Consider the following 17,204-nt stretch of genomic DNA (forward strand, 5'->3'; position numbering starts at 1 on the left):
GTTCTCTCCTTTCATCAAGGGGCGTCTTGAAGTGTCCATCTAATTTTTGTATAGTAAGCTTTAGCTTTTGCCAGCCCAGGTAAAACATTAAGCAATATCCCCTCATCTTGCATCGTATTTAAGTCGATGACCGTTGTACCTGTAGTAGCTGATTTATTCGTGTATACAGGTGTAGTTCCTTGATCCGTCAGCTCTAAATAGTCGGTTACGCCATTTTGTTTTGTGCGAATAACCAAACTGTTTAGCGCATCTCCGCTGTCCGTTGCAAGCGGCGTCGTAAGTTGTGCCATCAGCGTCCATTCTTTAGGAGTAGCTCGTGAATCTTCAATCGTAATCTTTACATCATTTTTTGGAGTAACAAGTTGTGGTTTCGATTTGATGGTCACGTTGCCAAATGAAATGTCAGTTGGAATTTCTTTAAATTCTAGCGTTCCTGCTTTAACGGTTACGTGGATTGTCCGTTCAACACCTAAAACAGAAATTTTCACATCATATTCACCCGGTGTGCTTGATAGCCCGCCTCTGTTTACAATCACAACTTGATCTGTAATATCTTCACCAGAAGGCTTTTTCCAAGCTTTTACTTGACCGTTCGTTACAATTAATTCATCTAATTCCGCTTCTGTAGCAGGTACGCTTTGTGCTAGTATCGTAAAATCAGTACTTGTTAACATCGCATCATTATTCGAACTCGTGCTACCATCTTCCACAAAAACTGGAATTGTAAAATCACGATAGTTCGCCGCACGGTCTTGAATCCTTACAACAGCCGTCGAATGACCAATTCGGCTCACGTCTGGCTCTGAAATAATCGTATAGGTCAAATCCTCCAAACCCGCATTATCAAAAACATTTTCTACAAGACTTTTAGCATCTGTTGTAAAAGGCGCACCAAGTTGCACGGTTTGAGTAATTGGATTTGCTTCTGGCGGTGTTGTATCACTTACCAGTTCAAAATTGGACTGCTCACTAATATTTCCTGCCGAATCAGTCGCGGTTGCATAGTAAGACACATACGGTGCTAGCGGGCGCTTATCTGCCGGAATCGAAATTTCATAATCTTCTGTATTTGATGTCCCGCTTGCCAATATACGTTTATCCGATGAATCATAAATGGTAACTGTCACGTTTGGTTCGGCTTTCACCTTAATGGATGCATCCACATCTTTTATGGGGCTTAAAACAGGCTTATCAGGCGGGGTTTCATCCGAGACAACTGTATTTGTTGTGGCGTTTTTTCCGTCTAAATACGCATAGGCCACAACCGTATTTCCTGCAGAGAAAAATTGCCCATCTGGAAGTGTATACGTGTAATTTCCAGAAGCGTCAGCTTTGACATGGTACATCTTAGTGTCGCTTTTATCTTGCGCGGGTATTGTTCCTGTTGGAATGGCTGAATCACCGGAAAACATGACCCACGCATTGGGGTTTGTAATTCCCGTAATCGTATGGCTATTTGCCTGCGTTTTATTATCGGATAGTGCATCTATGATGACGGAAACATCTGGAATATATTCAAATAATACACGCTTGAAGTTTTGCGTCCGGTAGTTCGCAATGAAATTATCTTGGGTTTCTTGAGTAATGCTATTCCCAGTTAGTGTCGTTTGAACATTGGCGCCGACATACGGGATATTCATGTCGTACATCGGATACCAATCATACGTTGGCGTGCCAGCGACATTGGCTGTCGTCCATGCTTTTACACGTTGAATGGAGGCTTTGAAACTTCCACTCACCATATAAATGGGGCGTGTATTGGCATTTGTATTGGCGGAAGCATCAATGTCAACTTCCCCTGCATCTTCAAAACTAAAAGTGGATGTTCCGCCGATACGAATGAGGTTTTTTGCTCCGGTTCCGTCGGCTTTTAATTTGAAAATTGATTTTTTGCCAATCTTAAATAGACTACTTGTTCCCGTATAAACTAGAGCGCCAGTTCCAGTTCCTTGACTCGTTGCATTGACGATGAGACTTGCTCCGTCTGCTACTTCAAATGAAGCGTTTGTTCCTACGTTAATTGGATTTTTATTATAAGCGTCAGTAAACGGACCATCCATATTAAGCGTTAGCTTTGCATCGTCTTGTACGAGTAGTTTTGAGTCGTTACCTAATTGAATCCCTCCACGGGTTGAGGCATTCGGCGTCGTAATGTTAACCTCGGAATTTCTTTGCATCTCAAAATTTCCATTTAGTTGAATGGTTGTCCATTGTCCTTCGCCACTAAGTCCGTTGCCGCCTCCTGTCAGGTTAAGCTTAGCGCCTTCTTCAATCACGGCGTTTCCTTTAGTCCCGCCAGTTCCAAGCATTAAAACTGTGGCATTTTCTGTTGTTCCTGTATAGTTAGATCCGCTTGTGAAGGTGATGTTCGTCACTTCAAGGTTTGTTTGGTTTGTTAAAGCATTGTAAGTGGTTCCATTAAATGGACTTACATACGAGTTAACAGAAGCATTCTTCACTGTTCCTTTTACAATGACATCTGCTTGATAGGAAGCGGTTAGTTGGGCCCCTGTGTATTCGATATTATCGAAAGTAAAAGTAGAACCAACACCAGCCGTTCCGTAAATTCGGAATGGTCCCCAGTAGTTTTGGCCATACATCTTAATATTTTGAAGGGTGATGTTAATTTTTGTCGAACCAAAGTTCATCAAGTAACCCCGCTTACGAAAATCCACATGATGATTGTTACCATTTATTGTAATGCTCCGAGCTGGAACTGTTACATTCACTTCACCCGCGCTTGTTGATGGATAGTTCGTAAATTCAATATCATTCATAATATTTATTTCAGTAATTGCTTGATTTCCCATTGCGGTTTCAAGTTCCTGATATGTAGTCACATTCGCAACATTTTCGGCTTCAGCTTTGACCGTTTGAAACATCCTATCGAAAACCCCACTTCCTTGTAGTGGAATTATGATAGCTAAGCTCGCAACAAGAAATATCGTTGTGATGATGCGAAATCCCTTTTTCAAATTTTCTCACCTCTTTCACTCTTGAAATGAATCAAAAGGTAAGTTTGACTCCCTTTGATACTTTTTAGTATACAAGGATAAAATCATTGGAAATATTTACAGCGATAATTCCGCAACATAATTGTGAACAAATTGTGTCTGAAAATAAAATAAACCACTTTATTTATTGCGATTTATACAAATAAATGTTACTTTTGAACATTTTGTGTCTAAAAAAAGGGGATTTTCATTCGTTTTCTCTTGTTCAAATTGACTATAACGGTTATATTTATTATTGTATAATCGTATACTATATATAAAATCAATTTTCTGGAGGAATGTATGGAATTTATTTCAGAAGGCTCCACTTCCAAGCCAATGAAAGAACTACTTGATTATTTGCACCAAAATACCAGTCTATCCGATAGTCACATTCGAAAACTTCATATAAAAAGGAATCAAATTATCACCTCAAGCCAAAGTGATCAAGAGCACACGATTTATCTTATTCAAAAGGGTCTCGCTTTTTTTGAAGTCTTTTATCAAGATAAACCGCATGTGACTACTTTTTATTCTGATTGGACATTGTTTCATGCTAAACCCATCTTAAAAAATTTATTCACGTTCGAAGTTAAGTTACCTTACCGAGTTCGAGCCGCTACAGAAATGACAGTATATGAGATTAATCGTGATTTCTTAGTTGATCACCTTTACGTTCAGCCTAAATTTTTCCACTTTTTAGCCGAATTAGGTTTAGCTGCTCTTTCTTTTTCAACATTTATGACAGCTGTCAATAAATTACCTCCTGTTGAAACGCTAGCGATTAACTTGCAAATTTTAGCCACTTATATTGGCGAGAAGCAAGGCAACGCCTCTCACCTCCCTGCAGCAATTTCCCAGTCTGTCTTAGCTTCTTTGTGCAACTGCGCTCAATCAAGCATTTCAGGACACCTTAATTTTTTCGTAAAAGAGGGTATTTTAGAATCTAGCTCTAAACCATTTATTATTAAAGATATTGAAGGCTTGGCAAGTTATTATGACCCGTCTATTGCTATTTCTTCTATGTAATTAAAAAAAGTCCGAAATAAATCTTTTCGGACTTAATAGGAAAATAGAGACCAAAATGGTCTCTATTTTTTAAAACCCATCATAAAATCGGGGTTTCACATTTGGAATTGCTGCTTCAAAAATCGCAAGCACCTTATCACTCGCCGTCATTTTTCCGTAATAGGCAAGTTCTTTCGGGCGCATAAAGCCAAACATCATTTGGCTAAACGTTCCTATATCTGTTTGTAAAAGCAAATCGTTTGGTGCACTTTCGACCCGCCGAATTTTGTCACCTATCTCAAAAATGCCATGATTGAAGTCAGCGACATCATTTTGGATTTCCACATAGACTTTTTCTGCCGTTTGAAATGAAATTGCGTTTAAAAACGCCTCCACCTCAACAATGCGCGCCATCCAATTGAATTCCGTTTCCATCTTAAGACCCGTCACATTTGGTAGCGCTAGTGCCACTTCAGCTGGCGTCCCAAAATGCGTCGCCTGGACGGTTTCAAACATCGAATCATGGCTCGAAATAAATGCCCACAGCTCACATTCCGCAGCGAAATCAAGCGCAACCAGTTCATGCACAAGCATTTCTGATCCTTTGAATCCGTATAGAAGGTAGCCTCGCGGTTCATTTTGCTCATCTCGAAATAAGGCCACTTCATTCGTATAGCCGCGCCGACTAAGTCTGCCCCACCAGTCGTCACCGCGAACCAGCATGCCGTGGTGATTTGTCGCATACGTTTCATAGACCGCCCGCACATCGCTAAAGTCAGGCTGGTTGGCACTTGTCCGCACAATCTCGCCGCGACCACTCGAACGCCGCTTCAGATTTTTCAGCTTTAGGCTCACGCTAACCTCATTTGCCACAAGGTCAAACCCAAATTTTTGATAAAAAGGAATGTCGAAAGGGTGTAAATAAGAGACAAGCTGACCTAATTCCTTCATCTCGTTTAGCGACGCTGTCATGAGTGCCCGAATAAAACCACTGCGTCTATTTTCTGGAAATGTAGCTACATAAGCCACACCGCCCATTTTTATTTTCTGACCTAAAAACGATACGTCTAGTGGATACGTCATCACTTGTGCGCTTAGTTTTCCGTCTGAAAAGGCCCCTAACCTAGTTGCCCGCTCCATCCAAAATAAAAAGTCTTCCTCCCCACCGCCGCCTGGTGTGCGAAAAGCATAATCTCGCAATCGTTTAATTTGGTGGATTTCTTCTTCCGCAATTTTTCTTATTTCCAAATTAAATCCCTCCTGTCCCCTTTAGTGTATCATGTTCCTATTTAGAATTCTTCTTAAAAGCTACTAATTTTTTGTAAGCTAAGAACTTGCTATTTTGTGTGGTTTTCAGCTAAACTGTATAAGTATTATTAAAAATTTGGAGGAATCAATCTTATGTCAAACGTATTATTTATTAAAGCGAATGGATTACCTGCAGAGCGTTCTGTCAGCGTGACGCTTTATGAAACATTTTTGGATGCGTATAAAAAAAGTCATCCCGGAGACCAAGTTACTGAACTGAATTTATTTGAAGTAGACCTGCCTTACTACGATGGTGTGATGATGAGTGGGCTACATAAAGAAGCTGCCGGCGAGCCTTTAACAGAAGACGAAAAACGCCTTTCTGATATTGCAAACGGCTACTTAAACCAATTTTTAAAAGCTGATAAAGTCGTTATGGCTTTCCCTCTTTGGAATTTCAGTATTCCCGCGCAATTTTTAACTTACCTGTTTTATTTAAACCAAGCTGGTAAGACGTTTAAATATACGCCAGAAGGTCCTGTTGGTTTAGTAACTGATAAAAAAGTTGCTTTGCTTAATGCACGTGGTGGCATTTATTCTGACGGTCCACTAGAAAGTTATGAAATGTCCTTAAACTACGTCAAAAACATTTTAAGCCACTTCGGTGTTACGGAAACGGAAATGGTTGTTGTTGAAGGACACAACGCTCGTCCTGATCAAGCAAAAGATTTAATCCAAGCTGGTCGTGATGAAGCTATTAAGCTTGCTGAACAATTTTAAAAAATAGAAAGTGAACCGCCCCCCAAAAGTTAGATTTGGGGGGCGGTTCACTTTTTAAGACGCTAATCGGTAACACCGGAAGATTCCTGTCTTTCTCACAATTTTAACCACGCTAGTCTTATTTTAAACAGAAAAGAGTTGTTCGTGTTTTTATGTATGTCAATATTTATTATTGCCAGTATAAGTAATGCCACGTATGCTGTCCTACTGATCCGTCAACAGCTAAATTTCTGTCCCAATATTTTTTCACATAACTTTGAAACACTTTCACTGCTTGCGTTGTTTTCGAGCCAAAGTAGCCATCTACATTAAGTTTATGGTTATTGTAGTAACTGTAGGAATGCGTGTTAAACAGCCATGCATTATAGTTATTTTGAATAACTTTTACGGCTTTTTTATAGTACCTGCTGTCTTTGCTTTGATTAAAGTACGATGCACCTAAATCTCGCTTAATATTCCCAGAACATCCTGCTGCTTCAACTACTTTAGGCGAGTCAATAATCGTAATCCCCACGTAACTAAATGATAGAATACCAATGAAACTAATTGCCATCCATATTTTCTTCATTTTCCTACCTCCTTTTTTAATTCTTATTCATTGTATCATTTAATGCCTTTTCAAAATTTGTATTTTTTGTCATAACTTAATGTATATGGCCTTTAATAATGTCCATATTCCACAATTTGATTCACTTATGCTAAATCGCTTTCCTTTTACAACCAAATAAACAGCTCTCGGATTAGTACCGAGAGCTGTTTTTATAACGTCTGCTTTTTATTTTGACCACTCATTCATGCCGCCACTTACATTGGTCACTTGGAAGCCTTGGCTGTCTAAAAATTCAGTTGCTCTTTGAGAGCGTCCACCTGCATAGCAAATGACTGCGTATACTTTTTCTTTGGAAAGCGTGTTTACGTTTTCTTCCAATTCGGAAATGGGGATATTCGTTGCACCTTCTATGTGTCGCGCACTAAAATCATCTGCATCGCGTACGTCTAGTATTTCATAAACATCTAGTTTTCCTTCTAATTCACTTGTTGTGATTGATAAAAACATCTTTATTCCACCTCAACTTTTTTTATTTCCCGGGAAATAAGTTACCTTCATCATAACGAAAAATTCTCCTAACATTCAAGAAGACTGCTCAAAAGAAATTTTAACTAAAAAATAAGGTGTGACTTTATTTTTTAAGCACAGAAAAACCGAATGACTTATCATTCGGTTTTTCTGACTATTACACTGCTTGCGAACCTGTAAATTGGCTATTGTATAGGTCGGCGTAAAAGCCGTTTTCGCTAAGGAGTTGTTGGTGTGTACCTTGTTCGATAACATCACCGTGGTTCATGACAAGAATTAAGTCGGCGTCGCGGATAGTGGATAAACGGTGGGCGATGACAAAACTTGTTCGGCCTTCCATTAAGTTCCCCATTGCGAGCTGAATGTTTAGCTCGGTTCTTGTGTCAACGCTAGACGTTGCTTCGTCTAGAATTAAAATGCTTGGGTCGGATAAAATCGCGCGGGCAATCGTTAGTAGTTGTTTTTGCCCTTGTGAAATATTGGTCCCCTCTTCATTTAAAACTGTGTCGTAACCGTCTGGCAAGCGGCGAATGAAATCGTCTGCATACGCCGCTTTGGCAGCTCCGACTACTTCATCAATCGTGGCACCTTCCCGACCATAAGCGATGTTTTCAGCGATGGTTCCGCTAAAGAGCCATGTGTCTTGCAGCACCATTCCAAATTTCGCGCGGACTTCGTCTTTCGTCATGTCGCGCGTGTCTACGCCGTCGATGCGAATCGCGCCGTTATCTACATCGTAAAAACGCATGAGCAGGTTGATAATCGTTGTTTTACCTGCACCAGTTGGGCCAACAATTGCTACCATTTGCCCTTTGCTTACGTTAATTTTCAGGTCCTGCATGAGCGGTTTATCAGGCGAATACCCAAACTCTACATGGTCGAAAACAATCTTACCATTTTCTTCGTTAATCGTAGGAACAGTTTCCGGAATCATGTCTTGTTCTTCTTCTTCGTCCATAATTTCAAAAACACGTTCCGCAGAAGCAATGGTTGATTGAATAACGTTCGCGATGTTTGCTACGCTAGAAATGGGTTGTGAGAACAGTTGCACGTATTGCGTGAAGGCTTGAATATCACCGACTTGCAAGGTGCCGTTCGTCACAAAAATCCCACCGCCAACACAGACGGCTACGTAACCTAAGTTACCTACAAATTGCATCATCGGCATCATGATACCCGAAATAAATTGGGCTTTTTTAGCCGCTTTGTAGTAATCTTCGTTGACTTCATCAAATTTGACGAGCGTTTTTTTCTCTTGACCAAACGCCTTCACAATCGTTTGACCGCCGTAAGTTTCCTCGACCGTATCATTTAAAATCCCTAAATTGCGCTGTTGCGCCGCGAAGAATGCCTGCGACTTGCTCGCGATGATACCTACAATAATGATACTTAGCGGTACAGTCGCCACAACAATTAGGGTCATCTGCCAACTAATTGTTAGCATCATAATGAGTACGCCGACAATTTGAACAATCGCCGTTATGGCCTGCGTCAAGGATTGTTGGAGCGTATTCGCGATGTTGTCCATATCGTTGACAGCGCGACTTAAAATATCCCCGTTAGAACGGGTATCGTAATATTTGAGCGGCATACGTGCCATTTTTTCCTTTAAATCGCGACGCATATCATATACGGTACGTTGCGCGACACTTGACATCACGTATTGCTGAACAAAGCTGAAGACTGAACTTCCGACATAAAGGAGGAACACGAAGAATAGAATGTTGAAAATTTTATCGTCATTAATGCCAGCTGGGCTCATGACGCCTTTGAAAATTTCAGTTGTTGCTTTCCCTAATTCTTTCGGGCTAAAAATATTAAAAATGGTGGAGAGAATCGCAAAGATAAAGACGACTGAAATCGCTACCGTTCGGGGCTTCATATAGCCAAGCAAACGGAATAATGTATTTTTAAAGTCTTTTGGTTTCGATTTCACACCCATTGCTCCGCCGTGAGAGCCTCCACCTGGACCTGGTCCTGGACTCATGCTATCTCCTCCTCTGAAAGTTGTGAACGCATGATTTCGCGGTAAATCTCATTGGATTCTTTTAGCTCATTATGCGTACCAATTCCGGCAACTTTACCTTCATTTAAAACGATGATTTGATCTGCATCAACAACAGATGTAATGCGCTGCGCCACAATAATCATAATGGCATCTTCTACTTCTTCTTTTAACGCACTGCGCAACTTCGCATCTGTTTTAAAATCGAGTGCGGAGAAACTGTCGTCGAAAATGTAGATTTCTGGCTTCCGGATGAGCGCTCTCGCAATTGCAAGCCGTTGCTTTTGCCCGCCGGAGAAATTGTTTCCGCCTTGCTCAACGCGCGAATGAAGACCTTTTCGTAATTTGGAGACAAAGTCTTTCGCTTGGGCGATTTCGAGAGCCTTCCACATTTCTTCTTCCGTGGCGTCTTCTTTCCCGTAGCGGAGATTTGATTCGATGTCGCCCGTGAAAAGAACCGCTTTTTGTGGCACAAGTCCAATTTTTTCGCGCAATTCTTCTTGCGACATGTCGCGCACATTGACGCCGTTCATTAGGATGCTGCCGTTTTCGGTGTCATAGAAGCGGGGAACCATATTAATTAATGTGGATTTCCCAGCGCCTGTACTCCCAATTATGGCAATCGTCTCACCCGCTTTAGCCTTAAAGCTAATGTCTGCAATAACTGGTTTTTCTGCGCCTTCATAACGGAAAGATGCGTTTTGGAATTCAAGCGTTGCGCGTCCGTCAGCCGCTTTTGGTGCAGCGGGGTCTAAAATTTCTGCGCTCATATCGAGCACTTCGTTGATACGTTCTGCGGAAGCACCAGCACGCGGAATGAAAATGAAGACAGCAGAAAGCATCATAAAGCTCATCATAATTTGCATGGCATATTGAATGAAAGCCATCAAGTCGCCGACCATCATGTTACCGTCACTAATGAAGTGCGCCCCAAGCCAAATGATGGCGATGGACGTTAAATTCATAATGAGCATCATGAGTGGGCTCATAAGCGACAGCAGGCGGTTTACGCCAATTGCCGTTATGGCATAATCATTATTCGCTTCTTCAAATTTATTTAATTCATCTTGATTGCGGTTAAAAGCGCGAATAACGCGGATACCTGTTAGGCCTTCACGGATAACTTGATTTAATTTATCCATTTTCTTTTGCAGTTTTTTAAACATCGGCATCGCTTTACCGCCTAGTAACACGACAAGTAATAGCAAGATTGGCAGAACGACCACAAAAATTAACGATAGTTTTGCATCACGTCCAACCGCCATAATAATCCCGCCGATAAGCATAATCGGCGCCATAACCATCATTCTAAGCATCATATAAAGTACATTTTGAATTTGGACAACATCATTTGTCGTTCTCGTAATAAGCGATGATGTCCCCACTTTGTTAAATTCCTGCAAAGAGAAATTTTCAACTTGTGTAAAGATTTTATCCCGTAAATCACGTCCAAAGCCCATGGAAATACGTGATGCGATATACACGATAATAACCGATAAAACAACTGCTCCAGCCGAAAGTAAGAGCATTAGCCCACCGGTTTTCCAAATATAGGGCTTATCGCCCGTCACAACACCTTTATCAATGATGTTTGACATGAGTGTAGGCAAATAAAGCTGCCCAATAACTTGGATAAAAGTTAAAACTAATACAACGATAATCCCCCATGAATAGGGCTTCAGTCGCTTAAAAAGTTTTATCATTTGGCACTGCGCCTCCTTCTTGTTTCGCCTTCTCGTTCAAATAATCCGTTAATTTTTCAAGTAGCATAATGAGTGTGCGCATATCCTCTTCCCCGAGAAAATCGCGCATATCTTCGAAGTTTTTATGAAAAGATTGAATCATTTTTTCTGTCAGCGCTTTTCCTTTTTCAGTAAAGTTCAAATAAGCAGCGCGTTTGTCGGTCGGATTTTGAGTGCGGATAATGAGCCCTTTCTTTTCAAGCGCATTAATTTGCTGGGTCACACTTGGTTTCGAAATGCGCAGTCGCTTGCCAAGTTCAGAAACGCGCACGCCAAGCTCTGAATCACTCATTTTAATCCCGTGAAAAAGAACAAACATAAAACGCGTTTCAGCTTTCGTGTAGCCTTCCATGTGGAAACTCGACATTTCAGCTCGCTTAAAATTCATGAACGCTTTAATGACTGACTGCCCCAAATCTTCATCAGACGGGTACATGTATGCCCCTCCTTTTAATTAGTTTACCTAACTAATTATATCTAGTTTGAATTAAAAGTCAACTAAAAAAGGCGAAGTCCTAAAAAAGCCTATACTTTTAAGGTTGAATCCCTTATAATGTTCCTTGTTGTACACGTACTTTTTTATTATTCACATTTGCCCGGAAAAACAAACATCAAAAGGGGGTTTTCACATGGCAGATCATACAAATATCGCAAAAATGAGTCTTTTTACATTGGCGTGGCCTATTTTTATTGAACAATTTTTACGCATCATGATAAATTATGTTGACGTTTTCATGCTAGGGCATTACTCAGATGAGGCTGTTGCCGCAACCGGTGTCGCCAGCCAAATTCTCGTAATTTCCATTATTATGTACGGCTTTATCAGTGTCGGTGTGCAAATTTTAGTTGCCCAAATGATTGGCGCCGAACGCCATAAAATGATTGAACGCGTCATAACTAACGGCCTAATTGTCGCTTTTATTATCGGAATTATTATGAGTATTATCTTTTTATTTGCAAGCGATACATTCCTTAGACTTGTCGGTTTAGATGAAGAACTTATTCGTGTTGGCTCACCTTTTCTTGAAATTATTGGCGGCAGCTCTATTGTCATCGCAATTCATTCGTCCATTTTACCGATTATCCGTGTCCACGGTTACGTGAGGCAAGCAATGCTTGTCCCCATCACAATTAGTGTCATTAATGTTGTCGGGAACTATGTATTCCTTTACGGACCATTTGCTTACTTAGACTTAGGTGTCGCCGGAGTTGGAATCGCTACAGCCATCGCCAATTTCATCGGTATGATTATGGCTATTTTCATGCTCAAAAAATATATCGGCTACACGTTTACTTTTGGGAAGCTAAAGCATTATTCCAAAAAACTTCTTTATTCTATATTAAAACTAGGTCTTCCTTCAGCTGGCGAAAATATGTCTTACGCTGGCTCGCAGCTGGTCATAACAGCAATTATCGCCATTCTAGGCACCGAAGCCCTTACAACCAAGGTGTACGCCTCTAGCGTCAGTCAATTCGTTGCGCTTTTTGCAATAGCGATTGGTCAAGCTTCACAAATTTTAATTGGCCGCGCAGTTGGCGCAAAGGAAGTTGAAAAGGCGTATCAGCAAGGTATAAAAAGTTGGAAAATCGGCGTAGTTATCGCGCTCGTCGTCAGTATTTTACTTTACCTTTTCGCCGAACCAATTATGAGCCTCTTTACGTCCAATGAACTCGTGATTGCTATGACGAAAAATTTATTCTTGCTTTCCATTGCGCTCGAGCTTTTCCGAGCAACCAACATCATCATTATTAGCAGTTTAAATTCAACTGGCGACGTTAAATTTCCATTTATTGTTGGCATCATCGTCATGTGGATTGTCAGCTTGCCGTTTTCATACGTGCTTGGTATTACAGCAGGACTTGGACTAGTCGGCGTTTGGATCGCCTATATTATTGACGAAGGCATTCGTTCTTTCCTGATGTTCAGGCGCTGGCGCAGTAAAGTATGGACGCTTAAATCTGTTATCTAAACTTACAAAACTGTCATTCCAAAACTTAAAATTGTCACTTCATTCGATGGTTGTCATTTTCTCCCTTCTTTATAATAAAGTTATCAGTTAAAGGAGGGTGTTCAAAATTGAATAACCATAGAATTGTCAATGCGCTTAGTTATTTCAGTATTTTATTTGCACCGATATTAGTCCCTTTATTCATTTGGGTCTTTGGAGAGGCTCGCGATGTTAAACATCATTCTAAAGTCGCCCTGTTCACACATATATTGCCTACAATTGGCGTATTTCTAACATTTTGCATTCTTTCACTCGTTGCCGTCAGCACGGACAGTTCACATACAGTAGGTTTTGTTGCCTTTGGGGTTGTGGTTACCTTGGTTATTTTAACAGCCACTTTGTTCCTGTTTAACATCATTCAAGGTGTGCGCATGCTAGTTGGTCGAGAAGAAGATGCTTTTCTCACGGAATAAAAAAACGCTTGTTTGATTCACTGAAACGTTCAAGGTGAATCAAGCAGGTGCTTTTTATTTTAAACAAAAAGTTCACACTTATTTTATGATATACTGTTAACGGAAGGAGTGTTCAAATTGCGTTTTATCATCGCCTATTTAACGGTATTTATTTTAGGGATTTTGGCTGTTCTTGGAATTGAGGCGCTCCTATTTGACGCGCTTACAACGGCCGATATTTTTTCAGCGATTCTCTTTGCCGCCCCACTCGTTTTAGTGGGCAGTACAATAGCTGAAATTTTTTACGGTTTTAGCCAAAAAGTGAGTTTAGGGTGGTTTGCTCTTTACGGCTTTATTTACGGTTTAGTTGCCGCTGTTGTTATTTTGGGAATTATGCAACTTGCTGGGGCGATTGTGCTTGTTGGTATTTCTTTACTTGGCGGAATTATTAGCGCGGTACTTGGCGTTATTTTCTTTGTTTTTCGAGGTGGAAAAGCTCTAAGTGGGCGTGCATCTGGAAAACGGTCTGACGGGTAGCAAACGGTAAGTTGTGTCGCCAGAGTTTAGCATTAGCAAAGCGAGGGGGGCATAGCTTCATACCTAGTCGATAAATGAGTAATAAGAAAGAGGGTAGCATTTTTTTAGCTGTCCTCTTTGAGTGAAATGATCAATCAACATTAATTTAATCCCATTATGCTACAACCCTATAAGCTCAATGTATTAGCTATTATATCTTCAAATTTATTTATACTCTATTTCAGATTCCATTGTAGGGTACTTTTCGTTAAATTTATGAGGCATTTCTTTTAATGAATTTGCTTCCACTGGAATAGGATTTTCTAATTCTGGCCAATATTCACTCTAGCGATTCAACTAATCCAGTTATAGTATCCCAAAAAGCAGCCCAATTTGTAAATAGCTACCCAAGATTTTTTCTTCATCTACTGGAATTATTTGAAAATACTACACTCTGTTGCAAAAAAAACACAAAATATTTAGTTTAGCATTTCCCATGTGATTCTTTTTGCATTATCGACAGGATTATTTAACTCTATGCGTTTATCAAAATCATCGTCCCAAATAAAGAATTCACTTAATCCAGCATACGGAGGATACAAAGAATGATTTAATTCCTCAAGCAACTTGACATCCGGATTATCTTTGTCCAGTTCTGCCAATAATTCCTCAAGTATTGTAAGTTGGGGATTATTTGTTGAATCTCTGTATCATTTTACAACACAGTATATGGCTTTTAAGGATTCATTAAAACCTATCATTATTCACTTATATTTTCTGGCAATACTTATTAATACTAGAAAAGTATTTTCTAAAAATACAGTTAGTTTTTTTAACTATTGACAACTTGATTAGTGAGTTCACGCTTACTAATCAAGGCTTTACTATCCGACTCCAATCAGATAGTAAAGCGCCTTTTTATTTTACTAATTTAATTATTCAATGCTTCTTTGGCATATGAAATATCCATCTCCAAATCTAAATTCGGAAATTTTTTCTGCAGTTTTTCTAATGTATCAATAAGATCTTCACTTTGTAAATTTTCTGATATATCTTCAAATACTTCGCTTATCCATTTTAATTGACTTTCAGAACAATTATTCAGATATTCAATCGTCGTTTTCTCATCTTCCGAAAATATTTGTGTCAGTTCATCCCATATTTCATTAATTCTTGGGTCATCCGGTAATAATTCTTTTCTTTCATTTATTAAATTCTCTATTTTTTCAAAAGCAATCATTTTTAGCCCTCTCCTTCTTTTACGTTTGTTTAGAGTTATCAGGTATTATTGTTGTCACTTTGCCATCTTTCTTTATTATCCCCACTCTAACACCATCATAATCTCCAAATGCCCATTGACCTGATCATCAGGTAAGTTCTTATTCTGTGGAAGATTATTTATGTGATTACCAGCATCACGAATTTTAGAATCATTCCACTCTTTAGGAAACCATGACTGACCATTTCCTATTCGTTTCATTTTATTTTTATGACTTGGAATACTACCCGTTCTAACACTATTTAGATATTCTTTAGCAATATTAAAATCTGTATTATTCTCTTTCAAATAACCCATATTACTTTGTCCATGACCACCATTAATCAACCTATTATTAGTATTGAAATCCCCTAAATCAACATGCTTTAATGTTGAATCAGGTACATTATTTTTTATATTAGTCACATCAGCTTTCTCATACGTCATACTCCCCCGAATCGCCGCCGTACTTAAGCCCAACCCCATCACCACGTCCATCAGGCCACTTTCATCCAGCGTGCCTTTCACCGATTCCACATACGCTGATGCCCGAAGCGTGCCGTCCATATAATAGGTGCCGGTTTTCCACGATTCCATGTTACTTGATTCCTAAGGTAATGTTCCTGCCCACTTAACAAACCGTCTCTCATACCAAGCAACACACTGATTTTATACTTTTAAAAACAGTTAAAAAGATATGAGTACGCTACTCTCTCTACAAAGTTAGTTTCCTCATATCTTTTTTCGGTAGTGCAACTTCTATACAGTGAATACAGCTAGCTTTTGTTAGCTATTCTATTGACAACTTGATTAGTGAGTTACAGCTTACTAGTCAAGGCTTTACTATTCGACTCCAATCAGATAGTAAAGTGCCTTTTTTATTTATTAATCCTTTAAATATGATTTTACTATACTTTTTGGTGCTGGAATTAGATCATCTTCAATATCAACATGTTTACCATTAATACCAGTATATAAGCATTCATCACAAAATTTAATAATTTGACTTGTTTCACTAGATGTTATGGTTAAACGCAAGTTACTATCATGACAACTGGGGCATTCCTCATCTGTCATATATGCACTTAAATCCCAAATAAGCGAAGCAACTTGATTAGATAGTTCTTCTTCATTTAAACCTTTGTTAATTTGATTCATATAGAATGGTATTGCAATCTCAAAATTGTCATCCGAGTGTCCTAAAATTAAATTTTTTGAATCCAATTTTTTAATTGCATCTAAATATTCTAAAGAAGTATATTTTAAAAAGATTGAATCATATTTATTAACATAGCTTATCAATTCATCAAAAAAAGTATCTAGGTTATTAATAGAAAAATTGTTATAAATTCTTAAAATTTCTTCTTTCATATATCCTCCTATGGTTTTGATATAGGATAAGTTGTAATTATATTACCTGCTTTATCCGTTATAATTTTTATCCATATAGTAGGTTCTCCACCTAAGCTAGGTTTAACTGTTCCTATATTTCTTCCTACATCTACTATCCTTTCAAATCCCCCAGACTCTATTTGTTTCACAGGTGTATTTATAACAGGTTTTGACTGTAGAATATTCTTCAAATCTGTTTCAGGAATAGTAAACTGTCCAGCATTTTTCGATGGGTTAAAATGCCTATCTCTAACATGTTTCATTCCAGCATTTTTTGATGGACTAAATCTCGTTGGATTTTCTGCTACATTAATTCTTGACTGCACAACTCCCACATTCGTTATCGGAGCGTCAGCCCCGCTAACTTTCTCATACGTCATACTCCCCCGAATCGCCGCGGTGCTTAAACCTAACCCCATCACCACGTCCATCAGGCCACTTTCATCCAGCGTACCTTTCACCGATTCCACATACGCGGATGCCCGAAGCGTGCCACCAGCCATACCGGTGTATTTCGTGCCGTCCATATAATAGGTGCCGGTTTTCCACGATTCAGTGATTTTTTTGTTTAACTCCTCATTCGTGATAATTTGGTAGTCACTTGGGTCTAAATACTTTCCTGCCTTGTCTAAGTATTTCTTCAGTTTCGGGTCATTCACACCCACTCCGTTTTGTTCAAGCAGCCACATCACTTGCGGCTTTCCCTCCGCATCGTAGTACACCACTGCCAAAACTTGATAGGCTTTCAGCGCTTCGACCAGTTTTGGGTCTACGCCGCGAACG

Annotated in this window: 16 protein-coding genes and 1 pseudogene; 5 read left to right on the forward strand and 12 right to left on the reverse strand. The window is 39.5% G+C overall.

The window, feature by feature from the left end:
* Positions 1–14 precede the first annotated feature (14 nt).
* The gene (locus CFS60_RS04615) at positions 15–2,975 is read right to left on the reverse strand and encodes a pectate lyase-like adhesive domain-containing protein (protein WP_088838892.1); all 2,961 of its coding nucleotides are present in this window, start codon (positions 2,973–2,975) and stop codon (positions 15–17) included.
* Between the two features lie 321 nt (positions 2,976–3,296).
* On the opposite strand from CFS60_RS04615, the gene CFS60_RS04620 reads away from it, so the two are divergent.
* Positions 3,297–4,022 carry a Crp/Fnr family transcriptional regulator gene (locus tag CFS60_RS04620; protein ID WP_088809381.1) on the forward strand — a complete coding sequence of 242 codons (726 nt, stop codon included), beginning with the start codon at positions 3,297–3,299 and terminating at the stop codon, positions 4,020–4,022.
* Positions 4,023–4,091: 69 nt separating this feature from the next.
* On the opposite strand, the gene eis is transcribed toward CFS60_RS04620, so the two are convergent.
* Positions 4,092–5,249 carry an enhanced intracellular survival protein Eis gene (gene eis, locus CFS60_RS04625; protein ID WP_088809382.1) on the reverse strand — a complete coding sequence of 386 codons (1,158 nt, stop codon included), beginning with the start codon at positions 5,247–5,249 and terminating at the stop codon, positions 4,092–4,094.
* A gap of 153 nt (positions 5,250–5,402) precedes the next feature.
* Between eis and CFS60_RS04630 the strand changes: the two genes are divergently transcribed.
* On the forward strand, positions 5,403–6,029 hold the full coding sequence (locus CFS60_RS04630) for an FMN-dependent NADH-azoreductase (protein ID WP_088809383.1): 627 nt from the start codon (positions 5,403–5,405) through the stop codon (positions 6,027–6,029).
* Between the two features lie 169 nt (positions 6,030–6,198).
* On the opposite strand, the gene CFS60_RS04635 is transcribed toward CFS60_RS04630, so the two are convergent.
* The 5 genes from CFS60_RS04635 to CFS60_RS04655 all read right to left on the reverse strand — a co-directional run bounded on the left by CFS60_RS04635 (position 6,199) and on the right by CFS60_RS04655 (position 11,290).
* Positions 6,199–6,597: a peptidoglycan-binding protein gene (locus CFS60_RS04635; protein ID WP_088809384.1), complete on the reverse strand. Its 399-nt coding sequence runs from the start codon at positions 6,595–6,597 to the stop codon at positions 6,199–6,201.
* Between the two features lie 207 nt (positions 6,598–6,804).
* The gene (locus CFS60_RS04640; RefSeq protein ID WP_088809385.1) at positions 6,805–7,086 is read right to left on the reverse strand and encodes a rhodanese-like domain-containing protein; all 282 of its coding nucleotides are present in this window, start codon (positions 7,084–7,086) and stop codon (positions 6,805–6,807) included.
* A gap of 178 nt (positions 7,087–7,264) precedes the next feature.
* Positions 7,265–9,094: an ABC transporter ATP-binding protein gene (locus CFS60_RS04645; RefSeq protein ID WP_088809386.1), complete on the reverse strand. Its 1,830-nt coding sequence runs from the start codon at positions 9,092–9,094 to the stop codon at positions 7,265–7,267.
* On the reverse strand, positions 9,091–10,815 hold the full coding sequence (locus CFS60_RS04650; protein ID WP_088809387.1) for an ABC transporter ATP-binding protein: 1,725 nt from the start codon (positions 10,813–10,815) through the stop codon (positions 9,091–9,093). Before CFS60_RS04650 ends, CFS60_RS04645 begins: the two co-directional genes overlap by 4 nt.
* Positions 10,799–11,290: a MarR family winged helix-turn-helix transcriptional regulator gene (locus tag CFS60_RS04655; protein WP_088809388.1), complete on the reverse strand. Its 492-nt coding sequence runs from the start codon at positions 11,288–11,290 to the stop codon at positions 10,799–10,801. Before CFS60_RS04655 ends, CFS60_RS04650 begins: the two co-directional genes overlap by 17 nt.
* A gap of 193 nt (positions 11,291–11,483) precedes the next feature.
* On the opposite strand from CFS60_RS04655, the gene CFS60_RS04660 reads away from it, so the two are divergent.
* From CFS60_RS04660 to CFS60_RS04670, 3 genes are all read left to right on the forward strand, one after another.
* On the forward strand, positions 11,484–12,824 hold the full coding sequence (locus CFS60_RS04660; RefSeq protein WP_088838893.1) for an MATE family efflux transporter: 1,341 nt from the start codon (positions 11,484–11,486) through the stop codon (positions 12,822–12,824).
* Between the two features lie 107 nt (positions 12,825–12,931).
* On the forward strand, positions 12,932–13,276 hold the full coding sequence (locus tag CFS60_RS04665; RefSeq protein WP_088809390.1) for a DUF4870 domain-containing protein: 345 nt from the start codon (positions 12,932–12,934) through the stop codon (positions 13,274–13,276).
* A 117-nt stretch (positions 13,277–13,393) separates the two neighbouring features.
* Complete coding sequence (locus tag CFS60_RS04670; RefSeq protein WP_088809391.1) at positions 13,394–13,792, forward strand: hypothetical protein; 399 nt, start codon at positions 13,394–13,396, stop codon at positions 13,790–13,792.
* A 458-nt stretch (positions 13,793–14,250) separates the two neighbouring features.
* On the opposite strand, the gene CFS60_RS04680 is transcribed toward CFS60_RS04670, so the two are convergent.
* The 5 genes and pseudogenes from CFS60_RS04680 to CFS60_RS04700 all read right to left on the reverse strand — a co-directional run.
* On the reverse strand, positions 14,251–14,433 hold the full coding sequence (locus CFS60_RS04680) for a hypothetical protein (protein ID WP_179946376.1): 183 nt from the start codon (positions 14,431–14,433) through the stop codon (positions 14,251–14,253).
* A 269-nt stretch (positions 14,434–14,702) separates the two neighbouring features.
* Positions 14,703–15,011, reverse strand: coding sequence for a hypothetical protein (locus CFS60_RS04685; RefSeq protein WP_088809392.1), 309 nt, complete (start codon positions 15,009–15,011; stop codon positions 14,703–14,705).
* Between the two features lie 75 nt (positions 15,012–15,086).
* Entirely contained in the window at positions 15,087–15,626 is a 540-nt protein-coding gene (locus CFS60_RS04690; RefSeq protein ID WP_255387546.1) for an EndoU domain-containing protein, read from the reverse strand.
* A 288-nt stretch (positions 15,627–15,914) separates the two neighbouring features.
* Positions 15,915–16,400: a hypothetical protein gene (locus CFS60_RS04695; protein WP_088838894.1), complete on the reverse strand. Its 486-nt coding sequence runs from the start codon at positions 16,398–16,400 to the stop codon at positions 15,915–15,917.
* Positions 16,401–16,408: 8 nt separating this feature from the next.
* A pseudogene (locus tag CFS60_RS04700) lies at positions 16,409–17,204 on the reverse strand (hypothetical protein); the annotation flags it as partial.

The sequence above is a fragment of the Listeria sp. ILCC792 genome, from assembly GCF_900186135.1.
Taxonomy (GTDB): domain Bacteria; phylum Bacillota; class Bacilli; order Lactobacillales; family Listeriaceae; genus Listeria; species Listeria goaensis.

What these genes read in the sequence shown, in the direction of transcription:
- CFS60_RS04635 (WP_088809384.1), bottom strand. Translation starts at nt 6,597, where the DNA reads ATGAAGAAAATATGGATGGCAATTAGTTTCATTGGTATTCTATCATTT.
- CFS60_RS04650 (WP_088809387.1), bottom strand. Translation starts at nt 10,815, where the DNA reads ATGATAAAACTTTTTAAGCGACTGAAGCCCTATTCATGGGGGATTATC.
- CFS60_RS04660 (WP_088838893.1), top strand. Translation starts at nt 11,484, where the DNA reads ATGGCAGATCATACAAATATCGCAAAAATGAGTCTTTTTACATTGGCG.
- CFS60_RS04645 (WP_088809386.1), bottom strand. Translation starts at nt 9,094, where the DNA reads ATGAGTCCAGGACCAGGTCCAGGTGGAGGCTCTCACGGCGGAGCAATG.
- CFS60_RS04685 (WP_088809392.1), bottom strand. Translation starts at nt 15,011, where the DNA reads ATGATTGCTTTTGAAAAAATAGAGAATTTAATAAATGAAAGAAAAGAA.
- CFS60_RS04640 (WP_088809385.1), bottom strand. Translation starts at nt 7,086, where the DNA reads ATGTTTTTATCAATCACAACAAGTGAATTAGAAGGAAAACTAGATGTT.
- CFS60_RS04620 (WP_088809381.1), top strand. Translation starts at nt 3,297, where the DNA reads ATGGAATTTATTTCAGAAGGCTCCACTTCCAAGCCAATGAAAGAACTA.
- CFS60_RS04695 (WP_088838894.1), bottom strand. Translation starts at nt 16,400, where the DNA reads ATGAAAGAAGAAATTTTAAGAATTTATAACAATTTTTCTATTAATAAC.
- CFS60_RS04655 (WP_088809388.1), bottom strand. Translation starts at nt 11,290, where the DNA reads ATGTACCCGTCTGATGAAGATTTGGGGCAGTCAGTCATTAAAGCGTTC.
- CFS60_RS04690 (WP_255387546.1), bottom strand. Translation starts at nt 15,626, where the DNA reads ATGGAATCGTGGAAAACCGGCACCTATTATATGGACGGCACGCTTCGG.
- CFS60_RS04630 (WP_088809383.1), top strand. Translation starts at nt 5,403, where the DNA reads ATGTCAAACGTATTATTTATTAAAGCGAATGGATTACCTGCAGAGCGT.